The sequence below is a fragment of the Pelagirhabdus alkalitolerans genome (genome assembly GCF_900096905.1).
Taxonomy (GTDB): domain Bacteria; phylum Bacillota; class Bacilli; order Bacillales; family Amphibacillaceae; genus Pelagirhabdus; species Pelagirhabdus alkalitolerans.
Window position 1 is genome coordinate 64,422 of sequence record NZ_FMYI01000005.1, and the last position, 23,440, is coordinate 87,861.

Here is a 23,440-nt window from a genome sequence, read left to right on the forward strand (position 1 = left end):
ACTGTTATACTAAAAGTTCATATTTTGTTCAAATTTTAGCAGAGTAAAGTATGCGGTCAATTCTACTTCAATAAAATCGCTTCAAATATTGTTATTATCGTTATTTTTAATATTTACACTGTGCATGAACAATCAAAATCACGTACTAATTTTTTATCTGTATCACCCTGTTGCAGTTAGGTTTACCGAATAATATAATACAGAAATCCCCTCAACATTGAACCTGTCCTTCTACACACAGTGCTTATCACTTTACTTCCTTTCAATCACCAGCCATTATTAAATGAAGGAGGCGATATTAATGAAGAATTTTGTATTTCATAACCCGACCAAGCTAATTTTTGGAAAAGGAACGCTCAATCATTTAACAGAAGAAATTCCTGTGAGTACTAAACGGGTTTTACTTGTATATGGTGGAGGGAGCATTAAACGAAATGGGATTTACGATAATGTTCACCATTTATTAAGTGAAATGAATATAGATGTGTTTGAATTGTCTGGTGTCGAACCAAACCCTCGTCTTAAAACGACACAAAAAGGCATCGACATCTGTAAAAATGAATCAATCGATTTTATTTTAGCAGTTGGAGGCGGTAGTACCATCGATTGTGCCAAAGCGATTGCAGCTGGAGCTAAAACAGATCATGACATATGGGATATTGTAACGAAAAAGCATCAAGTACATGATGCCCTACCTTTTGGTACCGTCTTAACCCTAGCAGCAACAGGATCTGAGATGAATGCTGGTTCAGTTATTACAAATTGGGAAACAAACGAAAAGTATGGGTGGGGTAGCCCAGCTACTTATCCAACTTTCTCCATCCTTGATCCAACACACACGTATAGTGTGCCTTATGATCAAACGGTATATGGCATCGTTGATATTATGTCCCATGCGCTTGAACATTATTTTCACCATGAAACAAATACCCCTTTTCAAGATCGCATGGTAGAAGGACTTTTAAAAACTGTGATTGAAACAGCACCTAAGCTTTTAAATGATCTCGAAAATTATGATCACCGCGCCACGATCTTGTATTGTGGAACGATGGCTTTAAATGGCATGGTGAATATGGGATACAATGGTGACTGGGCAACACATAACCTTGAACACGCTGTATCTGCCGTGCATGACATCCCCCACGGAGGTGGCCTAGCCATTTTATTCCCAAACTGGATGCATCATGTTCTAGATGAAAACGTTGATCGATTTAAACAACTAGCTACTCGTGTCTTTGATATTGACACTGACGGTAAAACAGATCGAGAAATAGCCAAAGAGGGTATTGAAGCGTTAAGAAGTTTTTGGAATTCAATTGATGCACCCCAACGATTGGCTGACTACAATATTAATGAAGAAACTGTCGAATTAATGGCGGACAAAACCGTCAAAGCAAACTCAACATTCGGAGGATTTAAAACATTAAACCGTGACGATTCTGTTGCTATTTACAAATCGAGTTTATAATTTAAGGTGAACTATAGAATCTGAGAAAAAAGTAAATAAGTCAATGTAATAGCCGGACAAAAATAGTATGTTAACTATTTTTGTCCGGCTATTTGTTTACATATCTGATAGCAATCTGAAATGGACGAGCCTCTTATAAGAAACAGAGGCAGTTCTTTTATTTCACTGAAGGCGTATGATGGGTGGTTCGCTTGCCGTGTGCACGGCTTCAGCTAACTGAGGCAAAAAGTGAGATTCCATCAGTGAACCTTCAGCCCGTGCTTTACCCACAGGCGTCTCTCCCCCATCACACGTTAAGCTAAAAAGAACACATGCACCCAAATTGCGATAAATTTCTCTCTACAACTCGACGCAAAACCCTTTTCTTCTGAATTAGACTTTGTCTTGCTTTCATTTTGATCCTAATAAAAAAATATTGGAATACTTGTTGCACATAACTTCATTTTGTTGATTTCATTCATTTAAACAAACTCTAACCAAAAGATGATCACGCACTTTTAATCAGCGTGTGATGACAACGAGACGCCTGCGGGAAAAGCGTCAGCCGAAAATCCACTTAGAAAAGTGTATTTCTTTTCTAAGTTAGTTGAGGCTACGCCCGCGGCAAGCGAGTAGTCGGACACACACATCTTTATAGCAAACCGCTAAGCGGAATCAAAATGTTTAGATTTCTGCTGAATAGCATGAGTCTGTTTCAGATTGCGATGATCTTTTGATCAAATCGTTTGTGTTTTAAGATCATCATTTTTGTTTTGTCCCAGACTCTTTTCTTATACATAAGTAATCGACGTATTATAATTGATAATTTCGTACATGCTAACTTAATCATTCTATATACAATAGAAAGAAACACGGATCTACACATGTCATTAAAACTAAGTTCTCTGAAGAAATGATAGCTGTTACATCTTATTTTTGACACAAAATAAAACAGTCAATTATAAAAATAATGGATTGTTCTACTACTATCCAATATATAAACACCCCCTAAACCCTTGTCACAAATGCATTCATCTAAATCGCCTCAAAATGAAAACGTTTTATGTGAATAATTTCACAAACCTGTCACAATTTTAATATTTTGTAAGCGCATACAGATGATATGATGAAATCAGAAAGAACGAGGGGGGTATAAAATGATAGTAACAGAGTGGAAAGACTTTGGAACCGACGCACAATTTTATACGCAAGATGGATTCGAAAAAGAAGTTGGCGACAAGTTTGAAGCCGCATGCTTTAATGAATCCAATGAGGTACCTAATTACATTTGGACCACAAAACATGTTGTCGTTATAAAAAATAACACACGCATGATCAACGATGTATCCTTTGTTAAGATTCCTCGTCACCCAATTGAAAAAAGTTGTTAATTTTTTTGAGTTTTAATGCTCAATATTTCACATATTAATAGGAGGGACTAATTATGGTCACAAAAGCAGACAAAAAACAAAACAATCAAGAACCTACTGTAGCAGAAGCAATCAATCAATTAACTGAGCGTGCTCAAACTGCACTAAAAGGAATGAAGGAATTAAATCAAGAACAAGTCAATCATATTGTTAAAGAAATGGCACTTGCTGGATTAGATAAACATATGTATCTAGCAAAAATGGCTGTTGAAGAAACAAACCGTGGTGTTTACGAAGATAAAATCATCAAGAATATTTTTGCAACTGAGTATGTTTACCATAATGTTAAGTATGACAAAACGGTCGGTGTTATCAGCGATAACGAACATGACGGCATGGTAGAAATTGCAGAGCCAATTGGTGTTGTAGCAGGTGTTACACCCGTAACAAACCCAACTTCAACAACAATGTTTAAAGCGATTATTTCAATCAAAACAGGAAATCCAATTATTTTCGCTTTCCACCCGTCAGCTCAAAAGTGTAGTTCTGAAGCTGCAAGAATTCTTTATGAAGCAGCCGTTAAAGCTGGTGCTCCTGAGCACTGTATACAGTGGGTCGAAAAACCATCTATCGAAGCAACACAAACATTAATGAAACACGATAATGTAGCAACCATTTTAGCAACAGGCGGCCCTGGAATGGTGAAATCAGCCTATAGCTCTGGTAAACCAGCACTTGGTGTAGGTGCCGGAAACGTACCTTGCTACATTGAAAAAACAGTTGATGTTAAACGTGCTGTCAATGATTTAATCATGTCTAAAACATTCGATAACGGTATGATTTGTGCATCAGAACAAGCCATGATCGTAGACGAAGCAATTTATGATGAAGTGAAGCAAGAAATGATCGACAATAAAGTTCATTTCTTAACGCCAGCAGAAAAAGCAAAAGTTGAAAAGTTAGTCATTGATGAGGATAAATGTGCGGTTAACCCTCAAATTGTCGGTATGAAGCCTGTAAAAATCGCTGAATTAGCAGGCGTTAAAGTACCCGAAGATACGAAAATATTAGTTGCTGAATTAACTGGGGTTGGACCTGATCACCCACTTTCTCGTGAAAAATTAAGCCCTGTCCTGGCAGCATATAAGGTTAAGAACTCAGATGAAGGACTAAAACGTTCTGAAGAGATGCTTGAATTTGGTGGGCTCGGACACTCAGCTGTTATCCACTCAAACGACCAAGCGATTATTGATGCATTTGGTGCTCGTATGAAAGCTGGACGTATCATTGTAAACGCACCATCTTCTCAAGGTGCAATTGGTGACATCTATAATGCTTACATGCCTTCACTTACATTAGGTTGCGGGTCATACGGCGGAAACTCTGTATCAACAAACGTAGGAGCGGTTCACTTGATTAACGTTAAGAAGATGGCTAGAAGAAATAACAATATGCAATGGTTTAAATTACCACCAAAAGTATACTTTGAGAAAAATTCAATTCAATACTTGCAAAAAATGCCTAAAATTTCAAAAGCATTTATCGTAACAGATCCAATGATGGTTGAGTTAGGTTATGTTGATAAAATTCTTTACTACCTACGTAAGCGTGCAGATTACGTTCACTGTGAAATCTTCTCAGACGTAGAGCCAGACCCATCAAAAGATACAGTAATGCGTGGTGCAGAAGCGATGGCTAGCTTTGATCCAGATGTTATTATCTCTCTTGGTGGCGGATCAGCAATGGATGCTGCTAAAGCGATGTGGTTATTCCATGAGCACCCAGAAACAGATTTTGATGGTATTAAGCAAAAATTCTTAGATATTCGTAAGCGCGTGTACAAGTACCCTGAATTAGGTAAAAAAGCTCAATTTGTTGCGATTCCGACAACATCAGGTACAGGTTCTGAAGTCACACCGTTCACGGTTATTACAGATAAAGAACACAATGTTAAATATCCATTAGCGGACTATGAATTAACACCAGACGTTGCAATTGTTGATCCTCAGTTTGTTATGTCTGTACCGAAAACCGTAACAGCTGATACAGGAATGGATGTTTTAACACATGCTATTGAAGCTTATGTATCAAACATGGCAAATGACTATACAGATGGTTTAGCAATCAAAGCAATCCAACTTGTATTTGAATACTTGCCACAAGCATACCGTGATGGTTCAAATGAATTAGCAAGAGAAAAAATGCACAATGCATCTGCTATTGCAGGTATGGCATTTGCGAATGCATTCTTAGGTATTAACCATAGTTTAGCTCACAAGTTAGGAGCGGAATTCCATATCGCTCACGGTCGAGCAAATGCTATTTTGATGCCGCATGTCATTCGTTACAATGCTCTAAAACCGACTAAATTTGCGTCATTCCCTAAATATGAGCACTTTATCGCTGACAAACGTTACGCAGAAATTGCAGATGCGCTTAACTTACCAGCTAAAACAACAGAAGAAGGTGTCGAAAGTTTAGTTAACGCGATCTATAAACTTGGAAAAGAACTGAACATTCCAATGAGCATTAAAGATAATGGCGTTGACAAGAAAGATTTCGAAGCTAAAGTGGACTACTTGGCTGACCGTGCATTTGAAGATCAATGTACAACAGCTAACCCTAAATTACCACTTGTCACTGAACTAGCTGAAGTTTATAGAAACGCATTTAAAGGTTAATAATCAATCTCTCCCTATTTTAAATAATATATTTTTCTCCCTTCTGATTAATCAGAAGGGAGCTTTTTTTATTTCTTCCTTATATATGGACGGTCATTTTGAAAAGTTAATTCAACCTGAAGATCAAAGAATTGAGATAATAACGATTCATTTAATATGTCACATCGTTCCCCTTTTTTATAAACACTTCCTTCTTTTAAAAGAAGTACATGACTAAAAGTAGGCAATATTTCATCAATATGATGGGTAACATATAAGATAGTGGGCGCTTCAGTTAAAGTACTAATCGCTTCAACCCGATCAAGTAATGCTTCTTTGGCAATAAAATCCAATCCATTTGTCGGTTCATCTAAAATCAATAATTTAGGATCGTTCATGAGTGCCCGAGCAATCATAACTCGTTGCCTCTCCCCTTGGGATAAGGTGTAAAACGAACGATTGGCATATTCAAATGCCCCCATCACTTTTAAAAGAGACTTCGCTTTTTCTCTCATTTCATCAGTTGGTGTTTCATATAACCCGATCGAAGCTAAACCACCACTCAATACAATTTGATACGCAGAATCTTCATTAAAGAACCGATCTTGAAGCGTTTGAGAGACAAGTCCAATATCCTGACGCAACTCATCTCCTAATACATCTCGACCGAACTTACGGCCTAACACTTCAACTTCTCCTCGAGCGGGGAAATGAAAGGCACTAAGCAAATGTAACAATGCACTTTTACCTGAACCATTTAGTCCGACAATCGCCCAATGTTCACCACGTTTCACTTGCCAATCAATTGAATCTAGGATCCACTTTCCATCTCTAATTAAGCCGACATTATCTAATTTAATCACCATATCTGTTCATCCTTTTACATCATCATTTTAATTTTATTATCTCTTAAATGAATTATTTTTTCGACTATTTCGATTATCTAAGTATTTTTCTGAGCAAATCTTCCAAGAATGAGAGTATGCTAAACAATTCCATAGAAATATTAAACTTAGCTCTTTCCAGTATCAATCAACCAGTTTTTTAATGATTAATTCGGAATTATCACACATTTTCTCATTTGAGCTTATTTAAGATTCGTATTAAGCTTATAGGCGTGTCAGTTTTTTATAATTACATGAATCGGAAAGGAGCAAAAGATGCGTAAAGAATCTATTCAATACGCCTCTCCACAACTTGAAGATGGTAAGAAAATGTGGCAACTTGCAAGTCACACAACACTTGATGATAACTCTGCTTATAAATATATAATGATGTGTCAGTACTTTAAAGAAACATGTGTTGTTGCAAAAGACAATCAAAACGTTTTAGGGTTTATCACCGGATTTATTCCACCAGAAAACCCAAACACCGTTTTTGTTTGGCAAATAAGTGTTGATCCAAACCATAGTGGAAAAGGTATCGCGTCAAAGCTTTTAAAACAATTAGTTTCACAAGTGAAATCAAAAGGTGTCAACTATGTAGAAGCAACGATTACACCATCTAATAAAGCATCACAAGCTTTGTTCAAAAAACTCGCAACATCATTTGATACAGACTATCAAGTCGAATCATTTCTAACTCAAGATTTATTTCCAGATGAGACATTTGAAGAAGAATTAAAATATAGAATAGGTCCATTATATTAAAGAAAAAAATCAAGGGGGATTATAAAATGAAAAACGATATGAAAGTGTTTGACAATTTAGAATCAGAGGTGCGTAGTTACGTCAGAAGTTTCCCGACGATCTTCACAAAAACTAAAGGCTATAAGATGTGGGATCATGAAGGCAAAGAGTATATCGACTTTTTCTCTGGTGCAGGTGCCCTTAATTATGGACACAACGACGAAAAGATGAAACAAAAATTAATTGATTATATTATGAGTGACCATATCACGCATTCATTAGATATGGCATCAGATGCTAAGGCAACATTCTTAAATACTTTCCATGAAACAATCCTAAAACCAAGAAATATGGATTATAAGATGATGTTCCCTGGCCCAACAGGAACGAACACTGTAGAAAGTGCACTTAAGCTTGCTCGTAAAGCGACAGGCCGTACGGATATCATTAGCTTCACTAATGGGTTCCACGGTATGACAATTGGTGCATTATCCGTTACAGGTAACTCAATGAAACGTAAGGGTGCAGGCATACCTTTACAAAACGTTGTCACAATGCCTTATGATAACTATGTAGACGATCAAGATGCGATTGACTATATTGATCGCTTCCTAGAAGACAACGGAAGTGGCGTTGCAATTCCAGCAGCGATGATTCTTGAAACCGTTCAAGGTGAAGGTGGTATTAACGCTGCAAGCTTTGAATGGATGAGAAAAATAGAAGCACTATGTAAACGTTGGGGCATCATACTCATTGTTGATGAGGTACAAGCTGGTGTTGGACGTACAGGTTCATTCTTCAGCTTTGAACCTGCTGGTATTAAACCCGATATTATTTGTATGTCAAAATCATTAAGCGGATATGGCCTTCCGTTTGCCATGACACTTGTTCGCCCTGAAATCGATCAATTCCAACCAGGTGAACATAATGGTACATTTAGAGGAAATAACCATGCTTTCGTAACCGCAACGGCTGCGCTTGATTATTGGAAAGATTCGAAATTAGAAGAAAACATCAAAGATAAAGCTGAAAAAACACATGCATTCTTGGAGCGACTCGTTAAAGAATACCCTGAATTAAAAGGAGAAGTTCGTGGTCGCGGACTTATGGTAGGTGTTGCTTGTGATGTTGAAGGACTTTCTAACGAAATTGCCGCTAAAGCATTTGAGCACGGTTTAATTATGGAAACAGCTGGGCCAAATGATGAAGTATTCAAGCTGTTCCCAGCCTTAACAATTGATGATGAAGGCCTTGAAAAAGGATTAAATATTATTGAGAAAAGTATTCAAGACGTATTAGAGAAAAAACCAGAGTTAGCATAAATAGGGGGAGAATATTATGAAAGTTGTATCTTTAGAAGATGTATTAGGTACAGAACATGAAGTTGATGGCGGTAACTGGGTCAGCAGACGCCTCATTATGAAAAAAGATAAAATGGGTTACTCTGTGAATGATACTATTATCAAAGCAGGAACTGAAACGCATATTTGGTATAAGAATCACCTTGAGAGTGTCTATTGTATAGAAGGTGAAGGTGAAGTCGTAACATTAAGTGATAATAAAGTTTGGCCGATTTCAGCTAATCAATTATATGCACTTGATGAGAATGATGAACACTTACTTCGTGCTAAAACAGACATGCGAATGATCTGTGTGTTTAATCCACCACTAACAGGAAACGAAGTCCATGATGAAAATGGCGTTTATCCTGTTGATGATAGCGAATAATTAAAGATAAATGCTAAAAAGCATCAGCGAGTTAAAATATCGCTGATGCTTTTTTAAATTATATTTCATTAAATGTCTTCACTAACCGATTCATACCTTCTTTTATCTCATCAATTGTTGCATTTGTGAAATTCAGTCGCATCGTTGACGTCTGATTGGCTTCGACATAAAATGGTTTACCCGGAACAAAAGCTACACCATTATCGACTGCTTTTTCAAGTAAAGCAGCTGGATCGATAGAATCTGGTAACGTAAGCCAAAAGAACATACCACCTTTAGGTATTTCATAAACTAAACCTTCTAAATCTAAATCATTTAAACAGTCTTTCATCACATTCATTCGTTCGTAATAAACAGTTGTAATACGTTTAATATGTTGGTCTAAGTCATAATCATTCAACAAATGACTCAGTGCATGCTGGCTAATTGAATTCGTATGTAAATCAGCCGCTTGTTTTGCCTGTGTAACCAATTGGATTACTTCTTTAGGTCCTGTGATCCAACCCAAACGCATGGCTGGAACAACCGTTTTAGAAATAGTGCTCGTATAAACAACATACTCCCCATCATGATCGAGTGATTGAATACTATTAGGGACTTGATCTGGTTCAAATTGAATTTCTCCATATGGATCATCTTCAAAGATAACCACTTGATATTTTTTAGCTAAGGCGATTAACATTTCACGGCGCTCTTTAGACCACACTTTACCATCTGGATTTGAAAATGTCGGGACAACATACACACATTTAGGTTGATGCTGCTCTAGTTTTTCTTCTAAATCTTCTTCTACCATCCCCTGGCGATCAGATTTAACCGGTACAATGTCGACCTCATATGATTGAAAAACTTGAATCGCAGCCAAATAAGTTGGATCTTCAGTAAGCACAACATCACCTGGATTAAACATAATACGAGAAAACAAATCAATGGCCTGTTGTGAACCAGATGTAATCAACATATTATCAGGTTGCGCATGCATCCCTTTTGAATGCATGCGCTCAGCTAATTGTTGTCTTAACTTGAAAAGCCCCTCTGTTTCAGCGTATTGAAGTGCTTTGTTACCTGAATTAATCGCTTTTGAAAAAGCTTGATCGACTGCTTCTACCGGAAACAGTGCCTCATCAGGTAGACCCCCTGCAAGTGAAATAACATTCCCTTTATTAACGACTTTTAAAATTTCTCGAACAGCTGATGCATCAAAATAACGAACGCGATCAGCGAATTGATAATTCATATACATTCACCTCTACTCTAAATCTTTTTTTGTTGCGATTGGTAATTCTGGATAGCTAATCCAATCGCTATAACTTCCCGGATATAACCTGATATTTTTATACCCGAGTGCTGTTAAAGCTAAATAATTCATAGATGTTGAAACACCTGAGCCACAAGATAAAATGATCTCTTTATCAGGATCTAGCTCTTCAAAGTAGGCACTTAATTCTTCTTTTGTCTTCCATTTACCTTCATCGTTTAAAACAAATGTCCAATCAAAACATTTGGCGCCTGGAATATGCCCCGCTTTATCATAAATCGGTTCATACTCACCATTAAATCGTTCAATCGATCGTGCATCCAGTAAAATCGTATCGTCTCGATCCTTCTTTTGTTTAACTTGTTCAATATCAACTGTCATTTCTTCAATGGGTTGGGCGGCATAAGATGTGCGAGACGGTCGTTTCACAACACGTGTCGTCGGAAATCCTTTAGATATCCAAGCCTTAAAACCACCATCTAAAATGAATTTCCGTTCGTGATTATAATAGTCAAGTAACCAAAACAATCGAGCAGCAAACATCGCATCACCCTGATCATAAATCACGATTGTCGAATCTTTGGTAACACCTGCTTTACTCAATTTAGTCAATAAATCATTTTGTTCAGGGAGAGGATGATACCCTCCATGTTTTTGTCTTTCTGATGATAAATCTTTATTTAAATCAAAATACACTGCCCCCGGAATATGACTTTGTCTATAAAGTTCATACCCTTTATCAGGATTCATTAATTCAAAGCGCACATCAATGATGACAACGTCTTCCATTCGATTGTAGAGCTCATCAGCATTTATCAAAAAATCCATCAGACCACCTCCTGTTTTCTAAATTTATTTAGCCAGACGACAAATAAAATTTCCGTAATTAGAAAGATAATAGTAGAGACTAGCACTAGCATAACAACAACCGGTGATGCTGTTGCCATTGCAATAAGTGCTCCTATATAAGACAGACTAAAAAAACCAATATAGGCTCTTTGTAAAAATAAAGTTGATTGATAAAGCGTTTGATCATTCTTTTCATGACTCAAATTTAATAAAAATCTGAATATATAGTAGACCATAACGAATTTAAACAACATAGCACTATTGTGTAATATCTGTGATTGTTCAAATAAAAATGGTGCTACAATATGGAACACAGCTAAACCTATAGCTATATATTGTGCGGTCTTGGCAGAAGCATCGCGGTATTTAAATGTGTTAAGGCCGATTCCAATTAAAATAAAACCCGATACTAGAAGAATCTGTATTTGATCTGTGCCTTCAAACTCTAAAATCGTCATTAAATAGCCAATCATTAGTATAACCCAAGTTTGGTACACGTTAACTCCCTCCATTTTCAATTAACTGGTGAATAGTCGATTCTGTTAAGTGCGTACGTTGTTGAATCGGAATACGATGCTCCTCCGTTTCCTTAGAAAAGTAGAGCGGAAAATCTACCACCATCAACCTGTTAGGATTAACGTGCGTATACACTTCAAAGAATGTATCCTCTTCAAATGTTTTAGGCAGTATTTGATCTTGGTAAGCCATCAGAGGAATCCCTCGAAATAAAGAATCATCACTTAACCAATCTGGTACATTAGTAATATCAATGGATTGACCGGATTGATAAGATTCAAACAAGAACACGATATCATCTTTTAGCTCAGATGAAAAAGAGTGATCGACTTGTTGAATCGTTAATTCTTCTTCAACAGCAATAATGGATTGTTGTTGTTCATGATCTCTGTATGAATGCACGTGAAATACATGTGCATCATGTTCAGGGGCCTTTGCGATATCAATTTTTCCAATCTGCGCGGATTGAACAACACCGTCATGATAATTTATTGTCATCGATTCGATTGATAAATCGTGATCAATATCTGGTATTTGTAACTGCAATCTGTGTAAGGCATAATGTTGAAACCTTTGATCAACACTTGCGTCAATTACATTCAATTCTATACCATGATCCGTTTCAATATTTTTAATATCTCGGTCTGCATCTTTATGATCGATGTAATATAGGTCAAATTTGGTCGGATCATCTTGTGTATAAACATAATCGTAATAATGCTCTATGTATAATGGCTCCTCTAACTTAAAAGATTGTAAGTATAGGTGTGCAAATAGCGTTAATATGACTAATACCGTAACAACACTAAAAAATCGGACGCGATTCATTAAAAAAACCCCCAGACTTCGCTCATTATATCATAAGCAAAGTCTAAGAGCATTTAAAGTTATGTTAAAACTACACGATCCGTTTGTTGAAGCGCCTCAATAGATGAGACACCTAGACCAAACATCGCCATTTTCAATTCTAATTCTCTTATTTGCATAATCTCACTCACTGCTTCTGCAGACGTTGTCGCTTCTTTTAGGATAGATCTTGCAAATCCTACTTGAGATGCACCTAAAGCAATCGTCTTACATGCATCGACACCCGTGTGCATACCACCACTCGCAAAGACCGATGCTCGAGATACATTTTCTTTTACAGAAAGTAAACTTTCAACTGTTGAAATACCCCAGTCGACAAAGGCCTCGGCAGCCTGTTTTTTAATACGATCTTGACTTCTTAACTTTTCAACTTGACTCCAAGATGTACCGCCTGCTCCGGCCACATCAATAAACTGAATACCAATATTATCTAAACGTTTTGCTGTCACACCATCTATACCCCAGCCAACTTCTTTAACGCCAACAGGAACATCTAACTCTTTCACTAAGCGTTCAATCTTTGGTAATAATTGATGGAAATTCGTGTCGCCATCTGTTTGGATGATTTCTTGAATGGAGTTTAAATGGAGCACAAGTGCGTCTGCTCCCGTAATATCAATGATTTGTTTACATTCAGAGACTGTAAACCCTTCGTTTAATTGCACAGCACCTAAGTTCGCCACAACGGGGATTGTGGGTGCATATTTTCGAATTCTGAACGATTCTCTGAACGATTCATTTTCAATCAAGGCACGTGTCGATCCTAAGGCAAACACCCAACCATGCTCCTCGGCTGCTGTAGCTAAATGCTGATTAATATCACCCGCAAGTTCAGCACCACCTGTCATTGAACTAATTAAAAACGGTGTTTTAATTGGCTTACCTAAAAATGTTGTTTCGAGTGATATATTATCAAAATCAATTTCAGGCAATGCATTATGAACCAATCTTACAGCGTCTAATCCCGAACTAATGCCTTCTCCAGTTACTTGATCTGTTAAACATAGTTTAATATGTTCAGCTTTACGTTTGTTAATATCACTTGCCATCGATCTAGCTCCTTTTATTACGATTTCGTCAATTGCATTAACAACCTACTTTTTCTACGGTTCGTTACAATTGCACGTTTAGTAAAGACTTGATAGTCATTTTCATTAATAACTTCTATAATTTCACGATAGTAGCTTGCAGCTAATCGCAATGTTAACTGACTCTTTTCAGGGTATTGATCAACATGGATAAGACCTTCTGTAAACCATTGATCTGCTTTTTTCGTTAAATAATGAATCACATTTTTCAAAGCTGAATTGATGACGCCTTGTTCCCATTCCTCTTCAGTATAACCGTATTCTTTCATGATTTCGAGTGGAATGTATCGTCTGTTTAGCTTCTTATCAGCACCAATATCTCTTAATATATTAACAATTTGCATCGCTTTTCCTAACGCAATACCCGCTTCAATCATCGCTTGATTTGGATTAGGTTGTAAAACAGGAATCAACATCTCCCCAACCGAACCCGCTACACGATAGCAATAATCCTCTAGCTCTTCAAATGTATCATATTTAGTTTTTGTATAATCCAAACGCTGACCACTCATCTGAATATAATAGGGCTCCTTTGATAGATTGTATTCAGCCATTACCCATCTTAGCGATGGCCATATAAAATGACCCTCTGCCTCATCTAGATTTGTAAAGAGCTCATCAATTTCTTCCAACGTATACGGTGAATTCTCTGGCTCATCAACTGCATCATCGATCATACGACAAAAAGAATAGATCACATGAACTGCTTCACGTTTTTGTTTCGGTAAAAATTTGAATGCTTGATAAAAGCTAGATGAGCCTTTTTTCATCATTTCTTTACAGGCAAGAGCCAATTCTGGATTTAATGACATGATGTGTTACTCCCCTTTTACAATTTCATTAACTAGTAACCTAGCACCTTGCATCACAATCGGAATACCTCCCCCTGGATGAACCGATGCACCAACAGCATACAAGCCTTTAATTGATGGGTGGGTGAGCTGTGGTCGAAATGCACCGAGCTGATTGAGATGTGGCGCTGCACCAAAACTCCCTCCCCCAAACAGCCCTTCACTTTCTGCATCTCTCGGTGTACGGATTGATTTCCATTCAATATGTTCCGTTAATCCTGGAAAAGCTTCTTTCTCAATCCATTTGATTTGTTGATCGACAAATTGTTCTAGGGTATTTTGGTCACAGTCAAGTTGAGATGAGACTGGTATTAAGAGGTACAGTGTGCTTTTATTAGATTTTGCTGATTCGGGATCAATCGTTACAGGATTAAAGACATAGCACGAAGGATCCTTGGGTAGTGTATTGGAGCTTGTGACTTGCTTCATATACTGCTCAAAATCACGGGATAAGAAAAATTGATGTGTTAATGTATTAAGATAACGCTTGTTCAAACCTAAATAAACCATAACACAACCGGAAGACGGTTTTAACTTCTTTTTTACGACTTTTTCAGTTTTGATTAAGTTTTCGATTAACGGATAGTCACCATTGAATACAATACGATCATACAGTACTTCTTTTTGTCCAGACGTAATAAGGCTTTTCACTTGTTTATCTTCAACCTTGATCTCACTAATCGGTGTGTTTTTATAGATCGTCACGCCTAAATCTTCTGCTAATGCTTCTAATTTAGGAATTAACTGGTAGTAACCACCTTTAACGTACCATATGCCAAATGCATGCTCACTGTAAGAGATGAGTCCATATAACGCAGGTACTTGGTGAGGTGCTCCGCCGATGTATAACGTTTGAAGTGCATAGGCTTGCCTTAATTTCAAATGGTGAAAGTGCCGCGACAAATACCGTGTAACTGTTTGATATGAACGAGAAGAAATAACAAATTTCAAATTTTCAAACGATAAAAATTCACGCTTTAGTGAAAAGGACTGTGAAAGAAAAGCTTTTGTACCAAAGTTATAAATACGCTCCATTTCAGATAAATAACGATTGAACCCTTCTTCATCTTCTGGAAAAAGCCGTTTAATCTCTTCTGCTTGCTTTTTAGGATCTTGATGTTTTCTGTATGTTGTTCCATCAGCATAATGAATATCATACAACGGATCACAACGAATCAATTCTACATCGTCTTGATTCAATCCGCATTCAGCTAGGATCTCACGTAATAAATTTGGCAAAAGCACAATCGTTGGCCCTTGGTCAATGACATGCTCACCATCTGTTTCATAAGTCATTCGACCCCCTAAACGATCTTCTTTCTCATAAATTGTTACATCATAGCCTTTTTTACGTAATAAAATCGCACTCGTCAGTCCACCGATTCCACCACCTACAATCGCTATACTCATGACTAAATCGGCTCCTTTGTAGTGAGAGGTATCGTGCCTCGTTTTGTTTTTGACACATTATACTGCTTGTCGATTAACCGCTTCGTAATTAAAGAAGATTGGAAGATCGTTGGTAATCCGCTTCCTGGATGGGTTCCCCCACCTGCTAAAAAGACATGTTCAACATCTTGAAATTTATTATGGGGTCGAAAGGTCATCATTTGTTTTAATTCATGTGATAAATTAAATGTCGCACCTTTATAAACATGATAATCTTCTTTCCACTCACGAGGCGAAACGATCTTCTCAACTTCAATATGTTGGCGAAGATTTTCTAAACCCGGCTCTTGCTCAAGACGACTTAACACTTGCTCGCGTAATAGAGGGGTTTTCTCTTCCCAGTCAATATCAGCTTCCAGATTAGGTACTGGCACTAATATATAGAGAGCTGATTTTCCCTTTGGCGCTAAAGTTGGGTCAATCACAGATGGATTATGCACATAGATCGATGCATCCTCTGATAAATGATTACCATTTGTCACATCATTTACATTCGTTTCATAGTCATCTGCAAATAAAACCATATGATGCGGTAGATCAAGCGGTTTATCAACGCCTAAATAGAGCATAAATGTCGATAAAGACACCGATTTTTTATCAACTTTTTCACGTTTAAATGCTTTTAAATCTTTTTGATCAAATAACTCTGTCACAGCATAACCAAAGTCAGCATTCATCACAATGTCATCTGCCATTACACTTTCCCCTGAAGCTAACTGAACGCCTTTAGCTGAGCCGCCTTCTACTATGACACGATCAACAGGCTCATTAAGATAAATTTCTCCGCCATATTCTTTAATCACGGTGGCCATCGCTTCACACACTTGATTCACACCACCAATCGGATGATAGAGGCCTTGTGAGTGTTCTAAGTAAGATAAAATCGTGAATGTTCCAGGACATTCCCAAGCAGACATGCCTAAATATTTGGACTGAAAAGAAAATGCCCATTTTAAACGCTCATCATTAAAATACTTCGACAATTGACCGTAAACGGTATCAAATGCACTTAAATGAGGAATCGCTTTGAATAATTCTATTGAAAAATAATCTGACCATTTCATAAATGGTCGTTTTAATAAGTCAACGACTCGATCAAACTTCTTCGCTTCTTTTTCAAGATACAAGTCGTATCCTTTTTCATCACCAGGAAACAGTCGTGCAATTTCTTTTCGTGTTTTTTCATGATCTCGACTTGGTTTAAACTCGACATCACCAAATTTGAGTGTATAGAGCGGATCAATTTCCCTCATATCGACGTAATCATGCAAATTTCGCCCTGATTCCGAAAAAACTTCCTCTAATCGATCTGGCATCATATAAAAAGTAGGTCCTAAATCAAATTCATAATCACCCACTGTTAGCTTTGACGTTCGACCACCCACAACAGATTGCTTTTCATATACTTTCACTTGATAGCCTGATGCTTGTAACTGCATCGCTGTCGCTAAACCACCAGGGCCTGCACCTACAACAATAATTTGTTTTGCCATTTAAACCGCCTCCAAAACACTCTTTACTTGTGACATCTATCTATCTTTCATTATATAATATTTGTATAATAATTGTATAGAAATATGAGTTGATTTGGAAATCATAACGTTTATACTATAATTAGTTTAAGAGATACACTACTTTTTGAAAGACGCGTTAAATATAACGAATAAAAGAGAAGGTGACATGAATGTATGGGATCCAAAAAGTAGCTCAGCTAACAGACCTTTCACCTATTACACTGCGTGCTTGGGAACAACGATATGGTGTTATTGTGCCAGAACGAACAGATGGTGGGACAAGGATCTATTCTGATCAAGACCTAGCCGATCTACAATTTGTAATTGATCAGAAACAACAGAACCAACTTACGGTTAAACAAGCGATGGGCCTATTAAAAGAAAAAAAAGAAGCATCGTTCAAATATTCTTTAGATGATTTTGATATAACATCATTGATTAAGGAAGTTTATCACCTTCTCATCCAATACAAATCAGATGAAGCATCATCTCTAATTTATGATTTAATCCAATCGGGTGAAGAGCAAGTCATTTTTTGTGATATATTATTACCTGTTTTAAAGAAGGTTGGGGACAACTGGCAAAATGGAACGTTGACTGTTGCACAAGAACACTTTATTAGTCAGTACGTGCAACAGCAGATTGCTCAACATTTTTATCAATATCAATTATCCAATCCCCAAAGTGCAGCACTATCCATTTGCCCGCCAAATGAAATGCATCAAATCGGATTGCTTCTCTTTTCACTATTCTTAAAAAAGCAAGATATTGATGTGAAATTCATTGGTGAAAATACACCTGTTGACTCGATCGATGCAATGATTGAGGATTTATCAGTGGAGTATATTTGTTGTTCAGTGACACTATCTTCTAATCTTTCAGCTGTTATTGAGTTAATTGAAACGATCACGACTCGCTATCCAACTATTAAAATCATTATAGGGGGACAAAGCGCGACTCAATTACCAAAAAAATATCACCACCTCATTTTCCCTAATGATTATAAAGCATGGCAGACATGGTTCGACCAATGTAAAAATGCCTAGAACTAAATATAAAAATAGCCTGATCAGAATATCGTATAACGATTTTTCTAATCAGGCTATTTTTTTACATAATATAATTAATGACAAACCACATAATCCCGAAGAAAATGATTAGATACGTCGCATACTTGATAAATGCGACACCGACTTTACTTGGGTCTGTCTTTTTCTCTGTCTTTTGTACATCGACATCTTTATCTTGAACCACAGTTATCAAACTCCTTTTTAAACCTAATTGTTTAATAAGTGTTTTCCCTGTTTTATCATCGTTAAACATGTCTTTACGTGATGTGTTCTAGCTGATAGCGTTTATTTAATCGATCGATTTTTTCATCCAATTGTTTCAACCTCGCGTATGCTTGATCCTCGCTTATTTTACGATAATGATGATATCCATCTTCTTCTTCAACCTCTGTATCCGCATATTGTACTACCTTTTGAAGTGGGGTCAACTCAAGTGACCCTTGAGGTAAGTACGAGTCCGTATGCAGCAAAACCGCAAGTGCGATTTGCTTCGCTAATTTTGGGTCTTCACCTTCTCGAATTAATAACTTATGTGCACGCTCGGCCCCTTTAATCGCATGAATATCATTTTCTTTATACAATTGAAAATCCCATTTACCGTTTTGATACCATTCGTAATGGCCAATATCATGTAAAAAACCGGCTTTTGCAGCTAAATCAGGATCCACACCGACTTGTATCGCAATCTCAACAGCCCGTTCACTAACGTCAATCGCATGAGCCATTCCCGAACGGTGAACATATTTTTGAACTATATGATGATGAAATAAATCAAGTAATGTTACTTTTCGCATGCGATCTCCCCCCACTATTCATTCTTTTTATTTCATGTATTGTACCAAATATTCATTTGTTTATGAATGTTTTTTGCTAGTTTGTTTTTTTGTTCCCTACTTTTTGCATAAAAAAACATGTTATGATAAGCAATAATGCCACACAACACGTTTTATAAAAGGAGTTTTTATCATGAGAAATGAAAAAGCAGTCGTTGTTTTTAGTGGTGGACAAGATAGCACGACATGTTTATTTTGGGCTCTTAAACAATTTCAAGATGTATCCGTCGTAACCTTTGATTACAATCAACGCCACAAAAAAGAGATAGAAATTGCGACATCTATTGCCAAAGAGTTAGGCATTACTCAAAAAATAATGGATATGTCATTACTTAGCCAGTTAGCACCTAACGCTTTAACAAGAGATTCTATTGATGTTAAAGATGGTGAAGGGGGTAAATTACCTTCAACATTTGTACCAGGGCGAAACCTTTTATTCTTATCATTTGCTGGTGTGTATGCGCAACAAATTGGAGCTAAACACCTCATTACCGGTGTCTCTCAAACAGATTTCAGCGGCTACCCAGATTGTCGAAACGACTTTATTCAATCGATGAATACAACGTTAAATTTAGCTATGGATCAAACGTTCACCATTCACACACCCCTCATGTGGCTTGATAAAGCACAAACTTGGGCATTAAGTCATCAACTAGGCGTATTAGATTTTATCCGCTACAATACGCTAACTTGTTATGAAGGAATGATAGGAGAAGGTTGTCAAGTCTGCCCAGCTTGCAAACTTAGACAAGCCGGTCTCGATACTTATCTAAACAACCCAAATGACAAAGCCTATCAAACGCTTGAAGAGTCTTAGACAAAACAAAAATGAATATCTTAAAAACACGAACAATTCGATCAAATGGTCATCGCAATCTGAAATAGACTCCCTTTCTGCTCACGCGGCCTCAGCTAACTTTAGAAGCAAAACCCGCTTCTAAAGTGGATCTTCAGCTCGTGCTCTTCCCGCAAGAGTCTCGTCCATTCCAGATTGCTGTGGTATATGTAAACAAATAGCCGGACAAAAAATAGTTAAAATACTATTTTTGTCCGGCTTATTTATTGACTTATTTACTTTTGTCTCAGACTCTTTTTAAATTACCCTTCTATATCTCGTTTAAGATAGCCAATCCAACCGATCACACTTAGTCCAATTCCTATTAGGAACAGTACAATAAGGGTGATCCAATTGACTTCTTCAACAAATAACTCTGGAATATGTTGATAGGACGAAACTTTCATCAACCACTCAGGAAACTCAAGTAAGTCTCCCAGATAGATCGTAAAGAAGGAGAACAATAGATAAAACCAGGCAATGATTGATAGCTTGGGTATCCAACCATATAAGCTAATTGCAAAACCAATTAACACCCACATGGCAGGTAAATAAATTAATTGAGCTTCTACTAATGATACAAATGAAAGATCATCAACGACAATCATGCCGATACCGGCTAATGATACAACCCCGAGGGTTAGCATGATCACACTTGTCACAAAACTTAATAATGCAAATGTACTTAGCCATCTCGTTCGGCTAATGCGAGTTGCAAGGATCGGCTCACTTCGTTCTTTCTTCTCTTCAGCTTTCATCTTAAAAAAGACAGTTAAAGCTGGAATCGTTGCGACGATCGCAATTATATCTGTTAACATCGCTAAGAAATGCTCAACTAATGATCCACCGTCTTCCAAATCACCACCGACAACTTGCATAATCATTTCATTTTCACCTAGGAAAGTATCTAAATCACCTAAAACAGAACCGTAACTACTTCCGATCAACAGCATACCAATTGCCCATGCTATTAAAGAAGTCTTTAATAATTTTAACGAAAGTCCAAATGGGCCTTTTAACAAGCGACTTGCCTCGGATCTCCCAGCTCTTTGTGGTAACAATCCGGATCCTATATCACGTTTGTTTTGTAAGTGAAGTCCCCAAACAGCAAAACCGACTGCTGCTAGTATGACGACGATTAGAGGCCAGATATGGTTATCGACATAAATAGCTGAACGGTTGACTAGCCCTAAAGGCGATAGATAAGGCACCCAATGTTCAGCTGCATCCCCTACAGCACGGATCATGTAAGAAGCGGCTAATACAAGATAAGCGAGCATCATGCTCCCTCTTGCACTATCTGATAATTGTGTCGTAAAAAGCGTTACCGCACCAAAAAAGAGACCTACTACGCCTAAAGCACTCCCGTACATAAATGAACCAAACCAGTCAATCGATTCGATATTCAAACTGCCTAAGCCTATAGTCAGCACTAGCGCTAAAATTACATTCGTCACGACTAATAGTAAGATAGCTGCATTTGTTTGTGCTAAACGCCCAACTGGAAGGGCACGCATTAATTCTAACTGACCTTCTTCCTCATCCGCTCTTGTTAACCTAACAACTAACAAAATACTCATGATACCAACAGCTACACCCGTTAATACAAGCATCTGATGGGCTAACATGGAGCCAATTGTATAGTCATCCAAGCCAAATCCCTTTCCAACCATCGCAATCATAGCTGGGTTTTCCATGGTTTCGGCCATATATTGCCGGTCTGTTGCTGTTTCATACAGACCATCAAATGCAAGAGCCACAAGTACAGTTACAAGCGTGATCGAAACAATCCAAACGGGTAATTTTATTCGCTCACGTTTGCACAGGAAAAGAAACAGTTTACCTGTACGAGCATTTGCCTCTTTTGCCATTATGAGTCCTCCCCTTTATCAGGATTGTCCTCATAGTGACGCATGAATAAATCCTCTAAAGTAGGAGGTGCACTTTCAAGCTTAATAACACCAAATTCACTAACATAGCGAATCAATACATCTAATTGATCTGTGTCTACTTGGAAACGATACGTTCCATTCTCTTCGGCTAGATCATAGACGCCTGTTTGGTTCGCTAAATCAGGTATTTCTTTTTTTGTTTCCACTAATAATTGAACACGGGTTAAGTGTCTTAAATCTTTCAGTGAACCTGATTCAATAATTTCTCCGTCTCGAATAATAGCCACGCGATCACATAAACGCTCGACTTCTGATAGAATATGACTTGATAAAAGCACGCTGCACCCTCGGTCTCTCGCTTCAAAGACACACTCTTGAAATACACGTTCCATCAATGGATCCAACCCTGAGGTCGGTTCATCTAAAATATACACTTCAGCATCGGCACTAAAAGCTGCGATGAGCGCAACCTTTTGACGGTTCCCCTTTGAATAGGTTCTACATTTTTTAGAAGGATCGAAGTTAAATCGTTTCATTAATTCGTGCTTTTTCTCTTGATCCACCGTCACACCACGCATACTTAAAAAGAGATCAATCACTTCTCCACCCGTTAAGTTAGGCCATAAATTAACATCTCCTGGAACATAAGCAATCCGTTTATGAATACTGACAGCATCTTCCCAAACGTCTTGCTCAAAAATACGAGCCTCTCCAGCATCTGCTTGCAATAATCCTAGCAATATACGAATTGTTGTTGATTTCCCCGCACCATTAGGCCCAATAAATCCGTAAATTTCTCCTTTATTCACTGACAAATCCACATTTCTTAATGCCTTTACTTCTCCAAAATGCTTTTGAATACCTTTTACATCAATGACACTCATTATGATTCCCCCTTATAATAAACATGTTTTAATATTGATAAATACTCATAAAATTCTTGCCAGTAAGGTTCAAAATCAACGGATTTAATGGCTTGATGCTTTAACTTCCATTCAAATTCTTGTCGGTAGCCATCAAGTGTCCATTGAATCAATTTAAATACTTTATCTACATCGACGTCTTGTCTGAACAGGGACCGATCAATGTTTGAATATAAAATGTCTTGCCCTTTTTGTTGAAGCGCTTTATATTTTTCGAGCGTCGAATCAGGCACTTCCGTCTGATCAGAAACGATAAATGCAGCTAAAAAACTAAATAAATCTGGGTATTTTTGAAATAGCATCCATTTTTTCTTAGCTATAGATGATAAACGTTCAATAAACCCCGTCTCACTTAAATCAACTTGATCTAAAAATTCAACCTCTAATCGGTTCAATCCATAATCTAATAAATAATGATAAAGAGTCTTTTTATTGACAAAATAATAAAACAACATGCCTTTTCCAATACCTGCGGTTTCAACCATTCGATTGGTGGATGCTTGTTTAAAGCCATTTTCACTAAATTCTTTCATGCAGGCATTAATGATACGAATTTGTTTTTCTTCTGGTAAGCTAAAAAACTTCTCATTCATAATGCATCCTATTCCTCTCATATAAAAATAGACCACTTCAGTCGACTTAAATATATCACAGTCGACCAA

Annotated in this window: 22 protein-coding genes; 8 read left to right on the top strand and 14 right to left on the bottom strand. The window is 37.3% G+C overall.

The annotated features are described in order from the left end of the window. Positions 1-301 precede the first annotated feature (301 nt). The 3 genes from BLR62_RS07645 to adhE all read left to right on the top strand — a co-directional run bounded on the left by BLR62_RS07645 (position 302) and on the right by adhE (position 5,498). Positions 302-1,468 (top strand): iron-containing alcohol dehydrogenase, encoded by a 1,167-nt coding sequence (locus BLR62_RS07645; RefSeq protein WP_090795452.1) that lies wholly within the window; start codon positions 302-304, stop codon positions 1,466-1,468. Positions 1,469-2,604: 1,136 nt separating this feature from the next. Continuing rightward, positions 2,605-2,838, top strand: a complete 234-nt coding sequence (locus tag BLR62_RS07650) for a hypothetical protein (RefSeq protein WP_090795454.1) — start codon at positions 2,605-2,607, stop codon at positions 2,836-2,838. Between the two features lie 53 nt (positions 2,839-2,891). Then, a complete protein-coding gene (gene adhE, locus BLR62_RS07655; protein WP_090795457.1) occupies positions 2,892-5,498 on the top strand; it encodes a bifunctional acetaldehyde-CoA/alcohol dehydrogenase in 2,607 nt (868 codons plus the stop codon). Positions 5,499-5,566: 68 nt separating this feature from the next. Here the strand turns inward: adhE and BLR62_RS07660 are convergent, their stop codons facing one another. Next, positions 5,567-6,343, bottom strand: a complete 777-nt coding sequence (locus BLR62_RS07660) for an ABC transporter ATP-binding protein (RefSeq protein ID WP_090795459.1) — start codon at positions 6,341-6,343, stop codon at positions 5,567-5,569. 294 nt (positions 6,344-6,637) lie between these two features. Between BLR62_RS07660 and ectA the strand changes: the two genes are divergently transcribed. From ectA to BLR62_RS07675, 3 genes are read left to right on the top strand one after another with little or no spacing between them, the layout of a single operon-like run. Next, the gene (gene ectA, locus BLR62_RS07665) at positions 6,638-7,126 is read left to right on the top strand and encodes a diaminobutyrate acetyltransferase (protein ID WP_090795462.1); all 489 of its coding nucleotides are present in this window, start codon (positions 6,638-6,640) and stop codon (positions 7,124-7,126) included. 26 nt (positions 7,127-7,152) lie between these two features. Next, entirely contained in the window at positions 7,153-8,427 is a 1,275-nt protein-coding gene (gene ectB / locus BLR62_RS07670; protein WP_090795463.1) for a diaminobutyrate--2-oxoglutarate transaminase, read from the top strand. A 16-nt stretch (positions 8,428-8,443) separates the two neighbouring features. After that, positions 8,444-8,833: an ectoine synthase gene (locus tag BLR62_RS07675; RefSeq protein WP_090795466.1), complete on the top strand. Its 390-nt coding sequence runs from the start codon at positions 8,444-8,446 to the stop codon at positions 8,831-8,833. 58 nt (positions 8,834-8,891) lie between these two features. Here BLR62_RS07675 and BLR62_RS07680 read toward each other — a convergent pair whose 3' ends face one another. Genes BLR62_RS07680 through BLR62_RS07715 form a run of 8 tightly spaced genes read right to left on the bottom strand, consistent with a single transcriptional unit; the run spans position 8,892 to position 17,204 of the window. Further along, positions 8,892-10,070 carry an aminotransferase-like domain-containing protein gene (locus BLR62_RS07680; RefSeq protein ID WP_090795467.1) on the bottom strand — a complete coding sequence of 393 codons (1,179 nt, stop codon included), beginning with the start codon at positions 10,068-10,070 and terminating at the stop codon, positions 8,892-8,894. Between the two features lie 12 nt (positions 10,071-10,082). Next, the gene (locus BLR62_RS07685) at positions 10,083-10,919 is read right to left on the bottom strand and encodes a sulfurtransferase (RefSeq protein WP_090795469.1); all 837 of its coding nucleotides are present in this window, start codon (positions 10,917-10,919) and stop codon (positions 10,083-10,085) included. Then, complete coding sequence (locus BLR62_RS07690) at positions 10,919-11,437, bottom strand: hypothetical protein (protein ID WP_090795472.1); 519 nt, start codon at positions 11,435-11,437, stop codon at positions 10,919-10,921. Before BLR62_RS07690 ends, BLR62_RS07685 begins: the two co-directional genes overlap by 1 nt. A gap of 1 nt (position 11,438) precedes the next feature. After that, complete coding sequence (locus BLR62_RS07695) at positions 11,439-12,284, bottom strand: hypothetical protein (protein ID WP_090795474.1); 846 nt, start codon at positions 12,282-12,284, stop codon at positions 11,439-11,441. A 59-nt stretch (positions 12,285-12,343) separates the two neighbouring features. Then, a complete protein-coding gene (gene fni, locus BLR62_RS07700; RefSeq protein WP_090795476.1) occupies positions 12,344-13,372 on the bottom strand; it encodes a type 2 isopentenyl-diphosphate Delta-isomerase in 1,029 nt (342 codons plus the stop codon). A 17-nt stretch (positions 13,373-13,389) separates the two neighbouring features. After that, positions 13,390-14,223, bottom strand: a complete 834-nt coding sequence (locus BLR62_RS07705; protein WP_090795478.1) for a phytoene/squalene synthase family protein — start codon at positions 14,221-14,223, stop codon at positions 13,390-13,392. A 6-nt stretch (positions 14,224-14,229) separates the two neighbouring features. Next, entirely contained in the window at positions 14,230-15,672 is a 1,443-nt protein-coding gene (locus BLR62_RS07710) for a phytoene desaturase family protein (protein ID WP_090795480.1), read from the bottom strand. Positions 15,673-15,674: 2 nt separating this feature from the next. Further along, positions 15,675-17,204 carry a phytoene desaturase family protein gene (locus tag BLR62_RS07715; protein WP_090795482.1) on the bottom strand — a complete coding sequence of 510 codons (1,530 nt, stop codon included), beginning with the start codon at positions 17,202-17,204 and terminating at the stop codon, positions 15,675-15,677. 191 nt (positions 17,205-17,395) lie between these two features. On the opposite strand from BLR62_RS07715, the gene BLR62_RS07720 reads away from it, so the two are divergent. Further along, positions 17,396-18,271, top strand: a complete 876-nt coding sequence (locus BLR62_RS07720) for a MerR family transcriptional regulator (protein ID WP_090795484.1) — start codon at positions 17,396-17,398, stop codon at positions 18,269-18,271. A gap of 64 nt (positions 18,272-18,335) precedes the next feature. Here BLR62_RS07720 and BLR62_RS12470 read toward each other — a convergent pair whose 3' ends face one another. Together BLR62_RS12470 and BLR62_RS07725 are read right to left on the bottom strand one after the other, a co-directional pair. Next, positions 18,336-18,479, bottom strand: a complete 144-nt coding sequence (locus BLR62_RS12470; RefSeq protein WP_176759254.1) for a hypothetical protein — start codon at positions 18,477-18,479, stop codon at positions 18,336-18,338. Between the two features lie 73 nt (positions 18,480-18,552). Beyond that, the gene (locus BLR62_RS07725) at positions 18,553-19,089 is read right to left on the bottom strand and encodes an HD domain-containing protein (protein WP_090795487.1); all 537 of its coding nucleotides are present in this window, start codon (positions 19,087-19,089) and stop codon (positions 18,553-18,555) included. 172 nt (positions 19,090-19,261) lie between these two features. On the opposite strand from BLR62_RS07725, the gene queC reads away from it, so the two are divergent. Then, positions 19,262-19,945, top strand: a complete 684-nt coding sequence (queC, locus tag BLR62_RS07730) for a 7-cyano-7-deazaguanine synthase QueC (protein ID WP_090795488.1) — start codon at positions 19,262-19,264, stop codon at positions 19,943-19,945. A 281-nt stretch (positions 19,946-20,226) separates the two neighbouring features. On the opposite strand, the gene BLR62_RS07735 is transcribed toward queC, so the two are convergent. Genes BLR62_RS07735 through BLR62_RS07745 form a run of 3 tightly spaced genes read right to left on the bottom strand, consistent with a single transcriptional unit; the run spans position 20,227 to position 23,371 of the window. Then, the gene (locus BLR62_RS07735) at positions 20,227-21,834 is read right to left on the bottom strand and encodes an ABC transporter permease (protein ID WP_090795491.1); all 1,608 of its coding nucleotides are present in this window, start codon (positions 21,832-21,834) and stop codon (positions 20,227-20,229) included. Continuing rightward, positions 21,834-22,739 (bottom strand): ABC transporter ATP-binding protein, encoded by a 906-nt coding sequence (locus BLR62_RS07740; RefSeq protein ID WP_090795493.1) that lies wholly within the window; start codon positions 22,737-22,739, stop codon positions 21,834-21,836. The genes BLR62_RS07735 and BLR62_RS07740 overlap by 1 nt, the downstream gene beginning before the upstream one ends. Continuing rightward, positions 22,739-23,371, bottom strand: coding sequence for a TetR/AcrR family transcriptional regulator (locus BLR62_RS07745; RefSeq protein ID WP_090795495.1), 633 nt, complete (start codon positions 23,369-23,371; stop codon positions 22,739-22,741). The genes BLR62_RS07740 and BLR62_RS07745 overlap by 1 nt, the downstream gene beginning before the upstream one ends. Positions 23,372-23,440: the final 69 nt, after the last annotated feature.